A 16722-nucleotide genomic window follows, 5' to 3' on the forward strand; every position below is an offset into this window, starting at 1 on the left:
TGGCAGAGACGCTAGCCATACTCCTTGGTAGTTGCAAGTGGTTTGAGGGAGTGGATGTGGAACGGCCGAGATCCGGATGCCCGGTCAACCTGGCGGTGGAGCTGCTGGGCGACGGCTGGAGCCTGCTGGTCCTGCGCGACGTGATGTTCGCCGACCGGCACACCTTCGGTGAGCTGCACACCGGCTCACCCGAGGGCATCGCCACCAACATGCTCGCGGACCGGCTGCACAAGCTCACCCGCGCCGGCCTGCTGACCCGCGAACCGGTCCCGGGCCACAAGCAGAAGGTCCACTACCGGCTGACCGAGACGGCGCTCGACCTCTTCCCGGTCCTGCTGGCGATGGCGGCCTTCTCGCTGCGCCACCTCCACCCCGACCCCGAGCTCGCCGCCTTCGCGCGGGACCTGCAGGAGGGCGGGCCGGAGCGCGAGGCCGAGGTGCTGGCCCGGATCCGCCGGGCCAACGGCCTGGCCGAGCCCCGACCGGCGGGAGCCGCCTAGCCCCCGCCAGGCCCCGGCCCGGCGGCCGGCGGCACCCCCGCCGGTGTGTCGCGCCGCCACCCACGCGCCGAGGCCGTAGCGTCCGAGGTGACGGACGGCATACCGGCCGTCCTCCGGGAGGTCCAGCCCATGCCGCAGCTCGCTGCGCAGGACGGGGGCCGCCGGCCCTCGCCGGGCCGGGCCACCGCATCCCCTGCCCGGCCGTGCGCAGCGCGCGACGGCCAGCCGAGACGGCGCCGTCGGCGCCTGATGGAGGAGCAGTGAGCATCGCCCCCACCCCCAGCGCCCCCCGGACCGCCGGCCGCACCCCGGCCGCCCCCGGCCCCGACCCGGGCGCCGCCGTCGCCGCCGAGCTCGGCGTCCCCGAGCCCACCGGCACCGCGCTGCGCACCTACGTCCTGGACACCTCCGTCCTGCTCGCCGACCCCAGGGCCATCCTGCGGTTCGCCGAGCACGACGTCGTCCTGCCCGTCGTCGTCATCACCGAGCTGGAGACCAAGCGCCACCACCCCGAGCTCGGCTACCTCGCCCGCGCCGCGCTGCGGCTGCTGGACGAGCTGCGCACCCGGCACGGCCGCCTCGACGCGGCGGTCCCGGTCGGCGACGACGGCGGCACCGTGCGGGTCGAGCTCAACCACGTCTCGGACCAGGCGCTGCCCGCCGGCCTGCGGCTGGGCGACAACGACACCCGCATCCTCGCCGTCGCCGCCAACCTCGCCGCCGAGGGCCACGACGTCACCGTCGTCGCCCAGGACCTGCCGATGCGGGTCAAGGCCGCCGCGGTGGGCCTGGCCGCCGAGGAGTACCGGGCCCAGCAGGTGGTGGACTCCGGCTACACCGGGATGACGACGGCGGAGCTCACCGAGTCCGAGATGGCCCAGCTGTGGTCGGCCGGGGCGGTGCCGGTCGCGGACCTGGCCACCCCCGGGGACCTGGCGGACCAGCCCGGCCACACCGGCGTCGTCCTGCACTCCCCGCGCGGCTCGGCGCTGGGCCGCACCGCCGCCGACGGGCGGGTGCACCTGGTGCGCGGGGACCGGGAGGTCTTCGGCGTGCGCGGGCGCAGCGCCGAGCAGCGCATCGCCATCGACCACCTCACCAACCCCGACATCGGCATCGTCTCCCTCGGCGGCCGGGCCGGGACGGGCAAGTCCGCGCTCGCGCTGTGCGCCGGGCTGGAGGCGGTCCTGGAGCGCGGCGAGCACCGCCGGGTGATCGTCTTCCGGCCGCTGTACGCCGTCGGCGGGCAGAACCTGGGCTACCTGCCCGGGGACCAGGCCGAGAAGATGAACCCGTGGGCCGAGGCGGTGCACGACACCCTCGGCGCGCTGGTGGCGCCGGAGGTGCTGGAGGAGGTCCTCGCCCGCGGCATGCTCGAGGTGCTGCCGCTGACCCACGTGCGCGGCCGGTCCCTGCACGACGCGTTCGTCATCGTCGACGAGGCCCAGTCCCTCGAGCGCAACGTCCTGCTCACCGTGCTGTCCCGCATCGGGCAGCGCTCCAAGGTGGTCCTCACCCACGACGTGGCCCAGCGGGACAACCTCCTGGTGGGCCGGCACGACGGCGTCGCCGCCGTGGTCGAGGCGCTCAAGGGCAAGGAGCTCTTCGCCCACGTCACCCTCACCCGGTCCGAGCGCTCGGCGGTCGCCGCCCTGGTGACCGACCTGCTGGAGGGCCTCCAGCCCTGACCGGACGACGGCGGCCCGTGCGGACCCCGGCCGCCCGGGCTGGTTGCGGGCCCGCCGGGGCGTGGGCAGGCTCGGCGTCGTGCACACCCTCGACCCGCTGACCGCGCCGGTCCCGCCGCTCGCCGCGCTGCGCCGGATCGCCTACCTGCTGGAGCGCCAGCGCGCCAGCAGCTACAAGGCCGAGGCCTTCCGCCGGGCCGCGGCGGCGCTGGGCCGGCTGGGCGAGCCGGAGGTCCGCCGCCGCGACGCCGCCGGGACGCTCACCGACGTGCCCGGCGTGGGCCGGTCCACCGGCCGGGTCGTCGCCCAGGCCCTGGCCGGGCAGGTGCCGGACTACCTCGCCGAGCTCCAGGCCGCCGCCGTGCCGCTGGCCACCGGCGGCGAGGACCTGTTCGCCGCCGTCGTCGGGGACCTGCACATGCACTCGGACTGGTCCGACGGCGGGGCGCCGATCGAGGAGATGGTGCTCACCGCCGTCGAGACCGGCCACGAGTGGGTGGCGCTGACCGACCACTCCCCGTGGCTCACCGTGGCGAACGGGCTCAGCGCCGAGCGGCTGGCCCGCCAGCTCGGCGTCGTGGCGGAGGTCGAGGCGACCTGGGCCGGGCAGGTCCGGGTGCTGCGCGGGATCGAGGTCGACATCCTCGAGGACGGCGCCCTGGACCAGACCCCGGAGACGCTCGACCGGCTCGACGTCGTCACCGCCTCGGTGCACTCCCAGCTGCGGATGGCGCCCGGCCCGATGACCCGGCGGATGGTGGCCGCCGTCGCCAACCCCCGGGTCAACGTCCTGGGGCACTGCACCGGCCGGCTCGTCACCGGCGGGCGCGGCACCCGGCCGCCGAGCACCTTCGACGCCGGGGAGGTCTTCGCGGCCTGCGCCGCGCACGACGTCGCGGTGGAGATCAACTCCCGGCCCGAGCGGCAGGACCCGCCGGACGAGCTCATCGGCCAGGCGCTGGCGGCGGGCTGCCTGTTCAGCATCGACTCCGACGCGCACGCCCCCGGCCAGCTGGAGATGAAGGCCTACGGCGCCGAGCGGGCCCGCCGGCTCGGCGTGCCCGCCGAGCGCATCGTCACCACCTGGCCGGTGGACCGGGTGACGGCGTGGGCGGGTCGCTGACCGGCCGCTGACGGCGGTCAGGACGTGGCCGCGAGACCGACCTCGGCCGGCGCCGTCAGACCGGTAGCGGGCCGAGGTGGTGCACGACGGCGACCGTCCCCTCGGCCAGGGCGTACTCCAGGCCGACGACGGCGCACCGGCCCTCGGCGACGGCGGCCGCCAGGGCCGATGAGCGGTCCACCAGCGCCTCGACGGTGGCCCGCACGTGCATCCGGCGCAGCTCGTCGTCGTCGGGCAGGTCGAAGCCCCGGCGGCCGGGCTCCCGGGCCGGCCGGCCGCCCGGGCCGGCGAGCAGCGAGGGCAGCACCCGCTCGACCACCGACCGGACGAACCCGCCGGGCATCGTCCCGGACACCAGCGCCTCGGTGGCCGCCGCGAGCGCGCCGCACCGGTCGTGGCCGAGGACGACCACGAGCGGGGTGCCGAGGACCTCCACGCCGTACTCGACCGAGCCGAGCACCGCCGGGTCGAGCACGTGCCCCGCGGTGCGGACCACGAAGAGGTCGCCCAGGCCCTGGTCGAAGAGGACCTCCGCGGCGACCCGGGAGTCCGAGCAGCCGAGCAGCACCGCGCCGGGGTGCTGGCCGTGGGCGAGCTCGGCGCGCCGGTCCGCGCCCTGGCCGGGGTGGACCATCTCGCCGGCGGCGAAGCGGGCGTTGCCGGCCCGCAGCCGCTCCCAGGCCTGGGCGGGGGACAGCGCTGTCGTGTCGGTCGCGTCGGTCACGGCGTGCATGCTGCCACGCCCGGGCACCGGGCCGCCCGTGACGACCAGGGCCGACACCGCCCGCCCGGGCGGCATCTGTGGACAGGCGACCGGACCCCCTGACGAGGATCACCTCCGGGAGCCTGTTGCTTTTTGGGCTGGCGCGGGCCTGGGCGTGTCTGCCGGCCGGCCTGGGCGCTGCCGGGAGGATCGGGGGTATGGCCAGGACGTACCGGGTGGTGGATCGGGACCAGGAGTTCTTGCTCCCGCCGGACATGCGTGAGTGGTTGCCGCCGGAGCATCTGGTGTGGTTCTTGATCGCGGCGGTGGAGCGGATGGACACCACCGCCTTCCACGCCAAGGCCCGGTTGGGTGGGGTGGGTCGGCGGGGGTATGACCCGGAGATGCTGCTGACGCTGTTCGTGTACGCGATGGCGCAGGGGGAGTCCTCCTCGCGGCGGATCGAGCGGCTGTGCCACACGGATGTGGCGTTCCGGGTGATCTGCGCCCAGGACGTCCCGGACCACACGGTGCTGGCCCGGTTCCGCCAGCGCCACGAGGAGGCGCTGACCGGTCTGCTGACCGAGTCGTTGGTGCTGGCCGCCGAGCTGGGGATGCTCTCGATGGGGGTGGTGGCTCTGGACGGGACGAAGATCCAGGCCAGCGCCAGCAGGGGCGCCAACCGCAGCGAGGCCACCCTGCGGAAGATGGCGGAGGACTACGTCGGCCGGGTCGGCGCCACGGACGCGGAGGAGGACGCCCTGTTCGGTCCGGACAAGCGCGGGGACGAGCTGCCCGAGGCGGTGACCGACCGGACCGACCGGGGTGGGCGGATCCAGCGGGCGCTGGACGTCATCACCGCCCGCCGCACCAAGACCGAGGCGGAGGAGAAGAAGAAGGCCGAGCGGGCCCAGAAGCGCGCCGCCGCCCGCAAGGTGGAGGCGGAGGCGGAGGCGGCGAGGGCCGCCGAGCGGGCCGAGAAGTATCTCGCCGCCCGCCGCAAGGCCGAGGCCGAGGCGGCGAAGACGGCCGAGCGGGCAGAGAAGACGGTCGAGCGGGCCGAGGAGTACCAGAGCGCGCAGGCGGAGGGGGCCCCGCTGTGCGGGCACCCGCCGAAGGGGGTGGACCCGGTCGGCGTGGCCAGGGCCCGGTGGGAGCGGGCGCGGGCGCAGGCCGCGGCCCGGTACGAGGCCTACCAGGGCGACCTGGCCGCCGGGGTGGTCAGGAGGGGACGCCCGCCGCTGCCGCCGGACGAGCACTGCCGGGTCCGTCGGGCCTGGGTGGCCTACCAGGCGGCCCTGGCCGCCCGCGGCCTCGTGACCGCTGGTCAGGACACGGCCGGCGGCACCGATCAGGACCGGGCCCCAGGCGCCGGCGCCGGCAACGCCACCGGGGCCGGCACGGAGCAGACCGCCGACGCCGGCCAGGCGCCGGGCGCCGGCACGGAGCAGGCCGCAGACGCTGAGAAGGTTGGCGCCGGGGCGGCGGCGCAGGCCGGCGGCCCGGCCGGGGAGAACGCCGGGGAGAAGGTGTATGCCAACCTCACCGACCCGGACTCCCGGCTGATGAAGACCCGCGACGGTTGGGTCCAGGGCATGAACTGCCAGACCTCCACCAGCGAGGACGTGTTCATCCTGACCGCCCGGGCCACCCAGGACACCACCGACGTGCGCCAGTTCCTGCCCACCAAGGACGCGGTCGAGACCACCCTGGCCACCATCGCCGAGCGCACCGGCCGGACGGACCTGACCATCGGGACGATGCTCGCCGACGCGGGGTATGACTCCAACGAGAACCTCACCGCACCCGGCCCGGACCGGTTGATCGCCGACAGCAAGCGCCGCCGCCTGTCCGCCCGCGCCACCACGAACCCGGCCGAGGGTCCACCACCGGAGGGTGCGTCGGCCCGGGAGAAGGTCAACCACCGGCTGCGCACCCCCGACGGGCTCGCCACCTACCGGCGCCGGTCCCACCTGATCGAAGCCCCCAACGCCTGGCTGAAGGACGGCCGCGGGCTGCGCCGGTTCTCCCGCCGCGGCCTGGCAGCGGTGCAGTCCGAGCTCTCCCTGGCCGCCGGGGTGACCAACCTGCTCCGCCTGCTCGCCAAGGGAGTGACCACCGCCCAGCTCCAGGTCGCCTGACCCCCACCAGGGGCACCCCCACACCCCCGCCAGGGCCCCCACCCGCCCGCACAGCCCCCGAAGTCCCCCCAGGGCGTCCAGCACACGCTCGGCCCGGCTCACCGAGCCGCTGGTCCGAAAATCCCGCCACCAGGCCCCCGCGCGACCGCCGCCAAAGGACAACAGGCTCCCGGAGGTGAAAATGTACGAGATCGGCACGAGACCGCCTCCGGAGGTGGTTTTGGTCAACCGGTGAGCCCGTCGGCAGTAGCGCGCCGAGTCCGGCGAGGCTGACCGGGACGACCAGGGCCGGCCCCCGGCCGGGCGCCCCCCCGGGCGCCGTCCACCGCCCCCGGCCCGGCGCCGGGACGGAACCCGTCCGAGATGCGTTCCTCCTCGGTCGGGTGTTTCCTATCTCACACGGCGGAGACGACGACGAGGGAGCCCAGGTGCGACGACGCAGACTGATGGGTGCCGGGCTGGTGCTGGCGCTCGCGACCACGCTGGCGGCGTGCTCGGCGGAGTCCGGGCCGCCCACCCTCACCTGGTACATCAACCCCGACGACGGCGGCCAGGCGGCGCTCGCCGAGCAGTGCACGGAGGAAGCGGACGGGGCCTACCGGATCGAGACGGCGCTGCTGCCGCGGGACGCCGCCTCCCAGCGCGAGCAGCTCGCCCGGCGGCTGGCGGCCTCGGACGCCTCCATCGACATCATGAGCCTGGACCCGCCGTTCATCCCCGAGCTCGCCGAGCCGGGCTTCCTGGCCCCGGTGCCCGAGGACCTGCAGGACACCGAGGGGGTCGTGCAGGGCGCCGTCGAGAGCGCCATGTGGAACGACGAGCTCGTCACCGTGCCCTTCTGGGCGAACACCCAGCTGCTCTGGTACCGCAAGTCGGTGGCCGAGGCGGCCGGGCTGGACATGAGCCAGCCGGTCACCTGGGACCAGGTCATCCAGGCCGCCCGGGACCAGGGGAAGTTCCTCGGCGTCCAGGGCGCCAAGGCCGAGTCGCTGACGGTGTGGATCAACGCGCTGGTCGCCTCCGCCGGCGGGGAGATCATCGACAACCCGGAGGCCCCCGCCGAGGAGGTCGAGCTGGGCCTGGACTCCGACGCGGGCCGTTCCGCAGCGGAGATCATCGGCACCATCGGCCGGGAGCAGCTGGGCGGGCCGGGCCTGCCGACCGCCGACGAGAACGCGTCGATGAACCTCTTCGCCGGGGAGAGCGGCTCGTTCATGGTGAACTGGCCGTTCGTCTGGCCCGCGCTGTCGGCGTCCAACCCCGAGCTGCTGGAGGACATCGGCTGGGCCATCTACCCGCAGGTGGCCGAGGGCACCGACGCCGCCCCGCCGGTGGGCGGGATCAACCTCGGCGTCGGTGCCTTCAGCCGGCACACCGACCTCGCCTACGACGCGGTGGCCTGCATCGTCCAGCCGGAGAACCAGGCGGAGTACTTCGTCACCAACGGCAACCCGCCCTCCGCGATCGATGCCTACGAGGACCCGCGGGTGAGCGAGGAGTTCCCGATGGCCGAGACCATCCGCGACTCCCTGGACCAGGCGGTGCCCCGCCCGCAGACGCCCCGGTACAACGAGGTCTCCCTCGGCCTGCAGCAGACCTGGCACCCGCCGTCGGACGTGGACCCGGACGCCAGCACGGCGGACGCGACCAGCCTCATCACCGCCGTGCTTCGAGGGGAGAGCCTGCTATGACCACCTCAGCCATGCCGCCGGTCCAGGTGGACCGGACCCGGGAGCAGGCGTCCACCCGCCCCCGCCCGGTCCGGCGCCGCTCGGACCGGGCCCGGGCCGAGGTCCGCCTCGGGTGGCTGCTCGCCGGGCCGGCCTTCGTCATCATGCTGGCCGTCACCCTCTACCCGATCCTGCAGGCGGTCTACGACTCCCTGTTCAACTTCCGGCTCACCGCCCCCGGCGAGCGGGAGTTCGTCGGGGTCGGGAACTACGGGGTGGTGCTGAGCGACTGGGTGTTCTGGCGCAGCCTGCTGGTCACCCTGCTCATCACCGTGGTCACCGTGGTCATCGAGCTGCTGCTCGGGTTCGCCCTGGCGATGGTCATGCACCGGGCCGCCACCCGGCTGCGCGGTCTGCTGCGCACCGCGATCCTGGTGCCCTACGGGATCATCACCGTGGTCTCGGCGTTCGCCTGGTTCTACGCCTTCGACATCAACTCCGGCGGGTACGTCAACAACTGGTTCGACTGGCTGCCCGGGATCGAGCCGGGGCTGAACTGGTTCGCCGGCCAGTGGACGTCGCTGTTCGTCATCATCGCCTCCGAGGTCTGGAAGACCACGCCGTTCATCTCCCTGCTGCTCCTCTCCGGCCTGGCGCAGGTGCCCGGGGACCTGGAGGAGGCGGCCAAGGTGGACGGGGCCACCAGCTGGCAGGTGCTGCGGCGGGTCATCCTGCCCAACATGAAGGCGGCGATCATGGTCGCCGTCCTGTTCCGGGCGCTGGACGCGTTCCGGATCTTCGACAACGTGTTCATCATGACCAACGGCGCCAACGGCACCGAGGTCCTGTCGCTGCTCGCGTACCGCACCTCGATCGGGCGGCTGGAGATCGGGATGGGCTCGGCGATCTCGGTCCTGCTCTTCGCCTGCGTGCTGATCATCGCGTTCGTGGCGATCAAGGGCTTCAAGGTGGACCTGGCCAGCGCGCGGGGAGGCGAGTGATGGGTGCCCTGAGCCGTAACCAGAAGATCGGCTGGGCGGTGATCGCCGTCCTGGTGCTGGTCTGGTCCCTGTTCCCGGTCCTGTCCATCGTCATGACGTCCTTCAAGACCCAGGCGGGCCTGTTCTCCGGCACGCTGCTGCCGCCGGAGTGGACGCTGGAGAACTACACCGCGATCCTCGCCCCGGGCGGCAGCGCGCAGGACCTGTTCCTGCCGGCGCTGCGGAACTCGATCGGGATCTCCCTCATCGCCACCCTCATCGCCGTCGTGCTGGCCACCCTGTGCGCCTACGCGATCGCCCGGCTGGACTTCCCCGGCAAGCGGATCATCCTCACGACGGCGCTGGGCGTGTCGATCTTCCCGGTCATCTCCATCGTGACCCCGCTGTTCAACGTCTGGCGGTCGATCGGGCTGTACGACACCTGGCTCGGGCTGATCATCCCGTACCTGTCCCTGACCCTGCCGATCTCCATCTGGACCCTCGCCGCGTTCTTCCGGCAGATCCCCTGGGAGCTGGAGCAGGCGGCCCAGGTGGACGGCGCGACGACGTGGCAGGCCTTCCGCAAGGCGGTCGTCCCGCTGGCCGCGCCCGGGGTGTTCACCACCGCGATCATCGCCTTCTTCATCGCCTGGAACGACTTCGTCTACGGCATCTCGCTGACCTCGACGTCGGCCGCCCGCCCGGTGCCCGCGGCGCTGGCGTTCTTCACCGGCGCCTCCCAGTTCCAGGAGCCCACCGGGGCCATCTCGGCCGCCGCCGTCGTGGTGACGGTGCCGGTGGTCATCATCGTGCTGCTCTTCCAGCGCCGCATCGTCTCCGGCCTCACCCAGGGCGCCGTCAAGGGCTGAGGCCCACTCAGGTCACGGGCTGCGGCCCGCGAAGGAAGGAAGGTCCCGATGGCTTCGATCACCCTGGACAACGTGGTCAAGACCTACCCCGACGGGTTCACCGCGGTGAAGGGGGTGTCGCTGGACATCGCCGACGGCGAGTTCGTCATCCTCGTCGGCCCCTCCGGGTGCGGGAAGTCCACCGTGCTCCGGATGATCGTGGGGCTGGAGGACATCTCCGACGGCGAGCTGCGCATCGACGGCGAGGTGGTCAACGACCGGGCGCCGCGCGACCGGGACCTGGCCATGGTGTTCCAGAACTACGCGCTGTACCCGCACCTGACCGTCTACGAGAACATCGCCTTCCCGCTGCGGCTGACCAAGGGCAAGTTCTCCGAGGAGGAGATCGACGCCAAGGTCCGCCGGGCGGCCGCGCTGCTCGAGCTGGAGGAGCACCTGGACCGCAAGCCGGCCAACCTCTCCGGCGGGCAGCGCCAGCGGGTGGCGATGGGCCGGGCGATCGTCCGGGACGCCAAGGCGTTCCTCTTCGACGAGCCGCTGTCCAACCTCGACGCCAAGCTCCGCGGGCAGATGCGCACCGAGATCGCCCGGCTGCAGCGGGCGCTGGCCACCACGACCGTGTACGTCACGCACGACCAGACCGAGGCGATGACCCTGGGGGACCGGGTGGCGGTGCTGCGCCGCGGGGACCTGCAGCAGGTGGCCAGCCCGCGGGCGCTGTACGACCAGCCGGTCAACCTCTTCGTCGCCGGGTTCATCGGCTCCCCGCCGATGAACTTCCTGCCCGGCACGGTGCGCGGGGACGTGCTGGAGCTGCCGTTCGTCGACGTCCCGCTGGACGACCGGCTCCGGGCCGCCGTCGCCGGCCGCGACCTCGTCATCGTGGGGGTGCGGCCGGACGCGTTCGAGGAGGCCGACCTGCTGTCCGGCGACCGGCGCGGCTCGGGGGTGGTCTTCGAGGCCGACGTCGACGTCACCGAGTGGCTCGGCGAGGTGCTCTACGCCTACATCCCGTTCCAGACCCACGAGGGCGTGCGGGAGAAGCTCGAGGAGCTCGACCGGGACCTGGACGGGGAGGGCATGCGCACCCAGCTCGTCGTCGCCCTGGAGTCGATGAGCCGGCTGCGGGACGGGGACCGGGCCGAGCTGTGGTTCGACCCGGCCTCGCTGCACGTCTTCGACCCCGAGTCCGGGGAGAACCTGACCCGGGACGAGGCCCGGGCGGAGGAGCTCGAGCGGGACGCGCAGGAGCAGCGGAAGCGGGCGCTGGAGCGTGCCCGTCGGCAGCAGGAGGAGCGGGCCCCGGCCCGGGCCTGAGGCGGGGCGGGTCGGCGGGCCGACGGCGGCCGGCCTGGCGGGGGCCGACGGCGCCCCGCCGAGCGGCGGGCCGCAGCCGTGGGCCGACGGCGCTTCTCGCCTGGGTGCCGCCCGGGCTTGGTCTGCGGCCGGGCCCGCCGCCGGTCAGACCCGGGCGGCGGTGAGCTCGGCGCGGGTGGGCGGGTTCGCCCCGGCCCGGGAGACCGTGATGCCGGCGACGCGGGAGGCGTGCCGCAGCACGCCGGTCAGGACCTCCGGGTCGACGGCGCGCAGCGCCTCCCGGTGCCCGGCGCCGAGCAGGCCCTGGGCCCACAGGCCGTCCAGGATCCCGGCCATGTAGGAGTCCCCGGCGCCGACGGTGTCCACCACGTCCACCGGGGTGGCCTCGACCGTGACCTCGGCGCCGGCCGCGGTGAAGGCGACCGAGCCGGCGTCGCCGCGGGTGAGGACCACCAGGGCGGGGCCGCGGCCGGCCCACTGCCGGGCGACCTGGGCCGGGTCGAGCTCGGGGTAGAGCCAGGCGAGGTCTTCGTCGGAGGCCTTGATGATGTCGGCGAGGTTCACCAGCGCCTCCACCCGCGGCCGGGTCTGGGCAGTGGTGCCCATCAGGTCGGGCCGGACGTTGGGGTCGTAGCTGATCGTGGCCGTGCCGCGGTGGCGGCTCACCGTGGCCAGCACGGTGCGGTCGCCCGGCTCGAGCACGGCGGCGATGGAGCCGGTGTGCACGTGCACCGGCGCGCCGGCCTCCGGGGCGGGCGGGGCCCACTCCAGGTCGAAGACGTAGGTGGCCGCGCCCGTCTCGTCCAGCCGGGCCCGGGCGGTGGAGGTGCGCGGCGCCCGGGCGGAGGCCGCGGAGACGGACACGTTCTCCGCCTCCAGGTGCGCGCGCAGCGTGGCGCCGCGGTCGTCCGGGGCGAACCAGGTGACCAGCTCGACCGGCCGGCCCAGCCGGGCGAGCCCGACGGCGACGTTGGCCGGCGAGCCGCCGGGGTGCTCCCGCGGCTCCTGGCCGGGGGCCTCGACGATGTCGATGAGCGCCTCGCCGATCACCATCGCCTGCTCGGTGCCGTGCTCGCCGGGCAGGCCGGCGTGCTGGTCGCGCCCGTACGCGGGCGACGTCGGCGCCGGCGGCGGGCCGGCCAGCTCGGGGTCGTCGGTCGGCCGGAAGGGGTCCTCGGCCGCGGACGGGGCACGGTCGGAGCGCACCGTCGGTCGGTCGCTGTCCGGCTGGGGGCCGTCCAGGGGCGGGACCGGCCCGGTGGGCTCGGCGCCCTCCGGGCTCGGGGTACCGATGCTCATCTCTCCTCCTCCTCGGGGAGCGCGGCGGCCGCGTCCAGGGCCGTGGCGTCCGTGCGCCGACCGGCGCGGGTGTCGGCGGTGCCCGGCGCGCCGGTGCCGGGCGCGTCGGAGCCCGGCGCGCCGTCGTCGCCGGCCCGGGGGGCGTCGTCGCCCGGGGGCCGGCGGGCGGCGTCCAGCCGGCGGCGGGCGCCGTCGAGCCAGGACTGGCACCGGTCGGCCAGCGCCTCCCCGCGCTCCCACAGGGCGAGGGACTCCTCCAGCGTGGCGGCGCCGGCCTCGAGCCGCCGGACGACCTCGACCAGCTCGTCCCGGGCCTGCTCGTAGCTCAGCGACTCCACGTCGGGTGCCTCGTTCTGGCTCACGGCGTCAGTGTTCCAGATCGGCGGGGCTCGGCCGGCCGGCGGCCCGGCCCGTCGCGGCGGTGCCGCCGGGCCCGTCGGGCGGGGCGGCCGCGCGGACCTCCACCCCCAGCCGGCCGGCGGCCAGGAGCGCCTCGAGCCGGTCCCCGGGGACGACCTCGGCGCTGGAGCGCACCACCGTCTGGTCCCGGGTGCGGAGCACCGCGTAGCCGCGGGCCAGGGTCGCGGCGGGGGAGAGGGCCCGCAGCCGGCCGTGCACGGCGGTCAGCTCCGCGCCGGCCCGTTCGGTCCGCCAGGTGAAGCCCTGCCGCGCCGCCGACCGCAGCCTCGCGACGTCCTCGGCGCGGCGGGTGACCAGGGTGGTGGGGTCGGCCAGGCAGGGGCGGGAGCGGACGGCGTCGAGCCGGTGCTGCTCGGCGGTGGTCAGCCCGGTGAGCGCGGCCCGCAGCCGACCGCGGGCCCGGGCCAGCGCGGCGCGCTCCTCGGCGACGTCCGGCACCACCCGCCGGGCCGCGGCGGTGGGCGTGGAGGCGCGGTAGTCGGCCACCAGGTCCAGCAGGGGGGTGTCGGTCTCGTGGCCGATGGCGGAGACCAGCGGGGTGCGGCAGGCCGCGGCGGCCCGGACGAGCGCCTCGTTGGAGAACGGCAGCAGGTCCTCCACCCCGCCGCCGCCCCGGGCGACGACGATGACGTCCACGTCCGGGTCGTCGTCGAGCTCGGCGATGGCGGCGCTGACCTCGGCGACGGCGGCCGCGCCCTGGACGGCGACCTCCCGGACGGTGAAGGCCAGGGCGGGCCAGCGGGCGCGGGCGTTGACCACGACGTCGTGCTCCGCCTTGGACTCCCGCCCGCAGACCAGGCCCACCCGGCGGGGCAGGAACGGCAGCGGCCGCTTGCGGTCGGCGTCGAAGAGGCCCTCGGCGGCGAGCACCCGCTTGAGCTGCTCGATCCGGGCGAGGAGCTCGCCCACGCCGACCGGGCGCAGCTCGTCGGCCTCCAGCTGCAGCGTGCCGCGCTTGGGCCAGAACACCGGCTTGGCGTGCACGACGACGTGCGCGCCCTCGGCCAGCGGGACGTCGACCCGGCCGAGCACCCGGGGCTGGACGGCCACCGGCAGCGACATGTCGGCGACGGCGTCGCGCAGCGTCAGGAAGGCCAGCGAGGCGCCGGGGCGCCGGTTGAGCTGGACCACCTGGCCCTCCACCCACACCGGTGCCATCCGGTCGACGTACCCGGCGATCTTGGCCGAGAGCAGCCGCACCGGCCAGGGGTTCTCCGCGGTGGTCTCCAGCGCCTTGTCGGCGAGGCGGCGCGGGGCGGCGGGGGCGGGGCTGATCACGGCGTCCACCCTCTCACCCGCCACCGACATGGCGGGGACGGTCCGGGCCGTGCTCGGTGCGCGGTGCTCCGTGCTCCGTGCTCCGTGCTCCGTGCTGCCGTGCTGCCGTGCTGCCGTGCCCGGGCGAGCAAGGCTAAGACGGTGCCCGGGCGAGGGACGGCCCGGGCCGTGCTCGGACGGGGGCCCCGGGCAGTGGTCAGCCGAGCAGGCGGCGGGCGTCCGGGTCGGCGTCGTCGAGGAAGGTCGCGCACCGGGCGGCCTCGTCCTCCTCGCCGATGGCCGCGGCGGCGTCGGCCAGCGCCAGCAGGGCCCGGAGGAACCCCTGGTTCGGCTCATGCCCGGCGGGGATCGGGCCCTGGCCGCGCCACCCGGCCCGGCGCAGGGCGTCCAGGCCGCGGTGGTAGCCGGTGCGGGCGTAGGCGTAGCCGGCGACGGCGTCCCCGTCGGCCAGCGCGGCACGGGCGAGCGTCGCCCAGGCCAGGCTCGAGGCGGGGTGCCGGGCGGCCACCGTCCGGGGGTCGGTGCCGGCGGCGAGCGCGGCCCGGGCGGCGCGGTCGGTCTCGTCCGGCAGCAGCGTCGCCTGGCCGGCGAGCAGGTTGGGCCGGTCCGTCTCGGCCGGCACGGGGGTGCCCGCCGGCATGTCGTCGCCCGACGGCAGGGCGGTGGCCGACGGCGTGGGAGGGCCGGATGGTGCGGTGGTGCCCGAGGACGTGGCGGTGCCCGACGGCGTCCCTGCGGCCGAGGGCGTGGCAGCGCCGTCGGCCGGGGCTGCGTCGGCCGCGTTGAGCGCGACGAGCGCGTCGAGCTCGGCGTCGGCCTCGGCCGGGTCGACCAGGTCGTTCAGGGCGAGCCACCGGATCGCCCGGGCGCGCATGCGCCGGTCCTGCCCGGTCCGCCACCGCTCCGCCAGCTCGGGGAACCCGTGGAGGACGTCCCGGAAGCGGCGGAACGCCCCCCGGCCCTGGATGGCGACCGCGAGCAGGTCCCGCGCGCGCTCGTCCTGCACCTCCGCGACGAAGTCGGCCATGTCCGCGTACCCCTCCGCGGAGCCCATCGGCTCGACCTCGACCAGGCCCCGCTCCGCCGGGTGGTCCGCGTCCTCGTCCAGGTCCTCGGCGCCGGCGTCGCGGTACTCGACCTGGCCGGTCGCCGGGTCGAACCACACCGACAGCTCGACGGACCCGTTGCTCAGGCCGTCGATCACCCCGCGCAGGTCCACCTCGTCCAGCTTCAGCATCTCCGCTCCGTCCCTCCTTGCCCCCAGTGAGTCCATTCATCTCTGCCCCAGCGTGCCTCGCGGGCGGCCGCGAGGCCAGCACGCCCACCGGCGCCGGGCCTGGCGCGCACCGCCGCCCGAGCGTGGCGCCCTGCCCGCGGAAGGTGGCGCCACCGGCGCCGGGCGTCAGCGCCCGCACCGCCCGCCCGGCGCGGTGCCCCACCTGCGGACGGTGGGCAACGGGGACGGCCGCCGTCGGCCGGCGCCGGTGTGGCGCGGACGACGGTGGGCGGGAATAGCCGGCCCGGCGGGCCCCACGTACCCTGGAGGCGTGCCCACCCCCGACCAGCCCGCCGCCCCGGTGCCCCCCGTGACGTCGCTCGCCGGCGCCTCGGCGTTCCCGGCGCCGGTCGCCGCCGAGCCGTCGCCGGACGGCCGGCGGATCCTGCTGGCGACCCCCCGCGGGTACTGCGCCGGCGTGGACCGGGCCGTGGACGCCGTCGAGAAGGCGCTGGAGCTGTACGGGGCGCCGGTGTACGTGCGCAAGGAGATCGTGCACAACAAGTTCGTCGTGGAGACCCTCAGCCAGCGCGGCGCCGTCTTCGTCGCCGAGACCGACGAGGTGCCCGAGGGCGCCCGGGTGGTCTTCTCCGCCCACGGCGTCTCCCCGGCCGTGCACGCCCAGGCCGCGGCCCGGAATTTGGCCACCATCGACGCCACCTGCCCGCTGGTGACGAAGGTCCACAAGGAGGCCGTCCGCTTCGCCAGCGACGACTACGACATCCTGCTCATCGGCCACGACGGCCACGAGGAGGTCGAGGGCACCCAGGGCGAGGCGCCGGAGCACATCCAGGTGGTCAACGGCCCGCACGAGGTCGACCAGGTCCAGGTGCGCGACCCGGAGAAGGTCATCTGGCTCTCCCAGACCACCCTTAGCGTGGACGAGACCATGACGACGGTGAACCTGCTGCGCCAGCGGTTCCCGCACCTGCAGGACCCGCCGAGCGACGACATCTGCTACGCCACCCAGAACCGGCAGGTGGCCGTGAAGAAGCTGGCCCCCGACGCCGACGTGGTGATCGTGGTCGGCTCGGCGAACTCCTCCAACTCCGTCCGGCTGGTCGAGGTCGCCCTGGAGGCCGGCGCCGGCGCCGCCTACCGGGTGGACAAGGCCGACGAGATCGACCCGGCGTGGCTGACCGGGGCCACCACCGTCGGCCTGACCTCCGGCGCCTCGGTGCCCGAGATCCTCGTCCGCACGGTGGTGGAGCGGCTCCAGGAGCTCGGCTTCACCGGCGTGGAGGAGGTCCGCACCGCGACCGAGGACATCATGTTCTCCCTGCCCAAGAACCTCCGCGCGGACCTCAAGGGCGCCGGCGGGCAGCCGGACCGGCCGCGCCGCCCCCGCCGCGCCGGCGCGCGCCCGGCGGCCGCCCGGGCCTGAGCCTCCGCCTTCCGATCCTGCCGCCCAGGTCCCCCGGTCCTGAACCGCCTACCGACGGCTCGCGCCGTGGCGGC

General features: G+C 75.3%; 14 protein-coding genes and 1 pseudogene. 9 read left to right on the forward strand and 6 right to left on the reverse strand.

Annotated elements, in window-relative coordinates; all coding sequences use genetic code 11:
- The first annotated feature begins 56 nt into the window (after positions 1–56).
- From MF406_RS05065 to MF406_RS05075, 3 genes are all read left to right on the forward strand, one after another.
- The gene (locus MF406_RS05065) at positions 57–500 is read left to right on the forward strand and encodes a helix-turn-helix domain-containing protein (protein WP_242896899.1); all 444 of its coding nucleotides are present in this window, start codon (positions 57–59) and stop codon (positions 498–500) included.
- 260 nt (positions 501–760) lie between these two features.
- Complete coding sequence (locus tag MF406_RS05070; RefSeq protein WP_371744601.1) at positions 761–2188, forward strand: PhoH family protein; 1428 nt, start codon at positions 761–763, stop codon at positions 2186–2188.
- Positions 2189–2267: 79 nt separating this feature from the next.
- Positions 2268–3311: a PHP domain-containing protein gene (locus MF406_RS05075; protein ID WP_242896900.1), complete on the forward strand. Its 1044-nt coding sequence runs from the start codon at positions 2268–2270 to the stop codon at positions 3309–3311.
- A gap of 55 nt (positions 3312–3366) precedes the next feature.
- Here the strand turns inward: MF406_RS05075 and MF406_RS05080 are convergent, their stop codons facing one another.
- On the reverse strand, positions 3367–4044 hold the full coding sequence (locus MF406_RS05080; RefSeq protein WP_371744602.1) for a carbonic anhydrase: 678 nt from the start codon (positions 4042–4044) through the stop codon (positions 3367–3369).
- Between the two features lie 188 nt (positions 4045–4232).
- Here MF406_RS05080 and MF406_RS18855 point away from each other — a divergent pair, with 188 nt between their 5' ends.
- From MF406_RS18855 to MF406_RS05115, 5 genes are all read left to right on the forward strand, one after another.
- Entirely contained in the window at positions 4233–6155 is a 1923-nt protein-coding gene (locus MF406_RS18855; RefSeq protein ID WP_305852966.1) for a transposase, read from the forward strand.
- A 446-nt stretch (positions 6156–6601) separates the two neighbouring features.
- Positions 6602–7846 (forward strand): extracellular solute-binding protein, encoded by a 1245-nt coding sequence (locus MF406_RS05100; RefSeq protein WP_242897688.1) that lies wholly within the window; start codon positions 6602–6604, stop codon positions 7844–7846.
- Positions 7847–7857: 11 nt separating this feature from the next.
- Positions 7858–8826 (forward strand): carbohydrate ABC transporter permease, encoded by a 969-nt coding sequence (locus MF406_RS05105; protein WP_242897689.1) that lies wholly within the window; start codon positions 7858–7860, stop codon positions 8824–8826.
- On the forward strand, positions 8826–9674 hold the full coding sequence (locus MF406_RS05110; protein WP_242896902.1) for a carbohydrate ABC transporter permease: 849 nt from the start codon (positions 8826–8828) through the stop codon (positions 9672–9674). The genes MF406_RS05105 and MF406_RS05110 overlap by 1 nt, the downstream gene beginning before the upstream one ends.
- Positions 9675–9722: 48 nt before the next feature.
- Entirely contained in the window at positions 9723–10991 is a 1269-nt protein-coding gene (locus tag MF406_RS05115) for an ABC transporter ATP-binding protein (RefSeq protein WP_242896903.1), read from the forward strand.
- A gap of 144 nt (positions 10992–11135) precedes the next feature.
- Here MF406_RS05115 and MF406_RS05120 read toward each other — a convergent pair whose 3' ends face one another.
- The 5 genes and pseudogenes from MF406_RS05120 to MF406_RS05140 form a co-directional block, all read right to left on the reverse strand.
- Entirely contained in the window at positions 11136–12290 is a 1155-nt protein-coding gene (locus tag MF406_RS05120; protein ID WP_371744603.1) for a carbohydrate kinase, read from the reverse strand.
- Complete coding sequence (locus MF406_RS19025) at positions 12287–12652, reverse strand: exodeoxyribonuclease VII small subunit (RefSeq protein ID WP_371744605.1); 366 nt, start codon at positions 12650–12652, stop codon at positions 12287–12289. The genes MF406_RS05120 and MF406_RS19025 overlap by 4 nt, the downstream gene beginning before the upstream one ends.
- A gap of 4 nt (positions 12653–12656) precedes the next feature.
- Positions 12657–13988 (reverse strand): exodeoxyribonuclease VII large subunit, encoded by a 1332-nt coding sequence (gene xseA / locus MF406_RS05130; protein WP_242896904.1) that lies wholly within the window; start codon positions 13986–13988, stop codon positions 12657–12659.
- Between the two features lie 196 nt (positions 13989–14184).
- Complete coding sequence (locus tag MF406_RS05135; protein ID WP_242897691.1) at positions 14185–14628, reverse strand: DUF3151 domain-containing protein; 444 nt, start codon at positions 14626–14628, stop codon at positions 14185–14187.
- Between the two features lie 174 nt (positions 14629–14802).
- Positions 14803–15261, reverse strand: a pseudogene (locus MF406_RS05140) (UPF0158 family protein); the annotation flags it as partial.
- A 313-nt stretch (positions 15262–15574) separates the two neighbouring features.
- Here MF406_RS05140 and MF406_RS05145 point away from each other — a divergent pair.
- Positions 15575–16648: a 4-hydroxy-3-methylbut-2-enyl diphosphate reductase gene (locus MF406_RS05145; RefSeq protein WP_256463953.1), complete on the forward strand. Its 1074-nt coding sequence runs from the start codon at positions 15575–15577 to the stop codon at positions 16646–16648.
- The last annotated feature ends 74 nt before the right edge of the window (positions 16649–16722 follow it).

Origin of the sequence: Georgenia sp. TF02-10 (genome assembly GCF_022759505.1) — a bacterium.
Taxonomy (GTDB): Bacteria; Actinomycetota; Actinomycetes; order Actinomycetales; family Actinomycetaceae; genus TF02-10.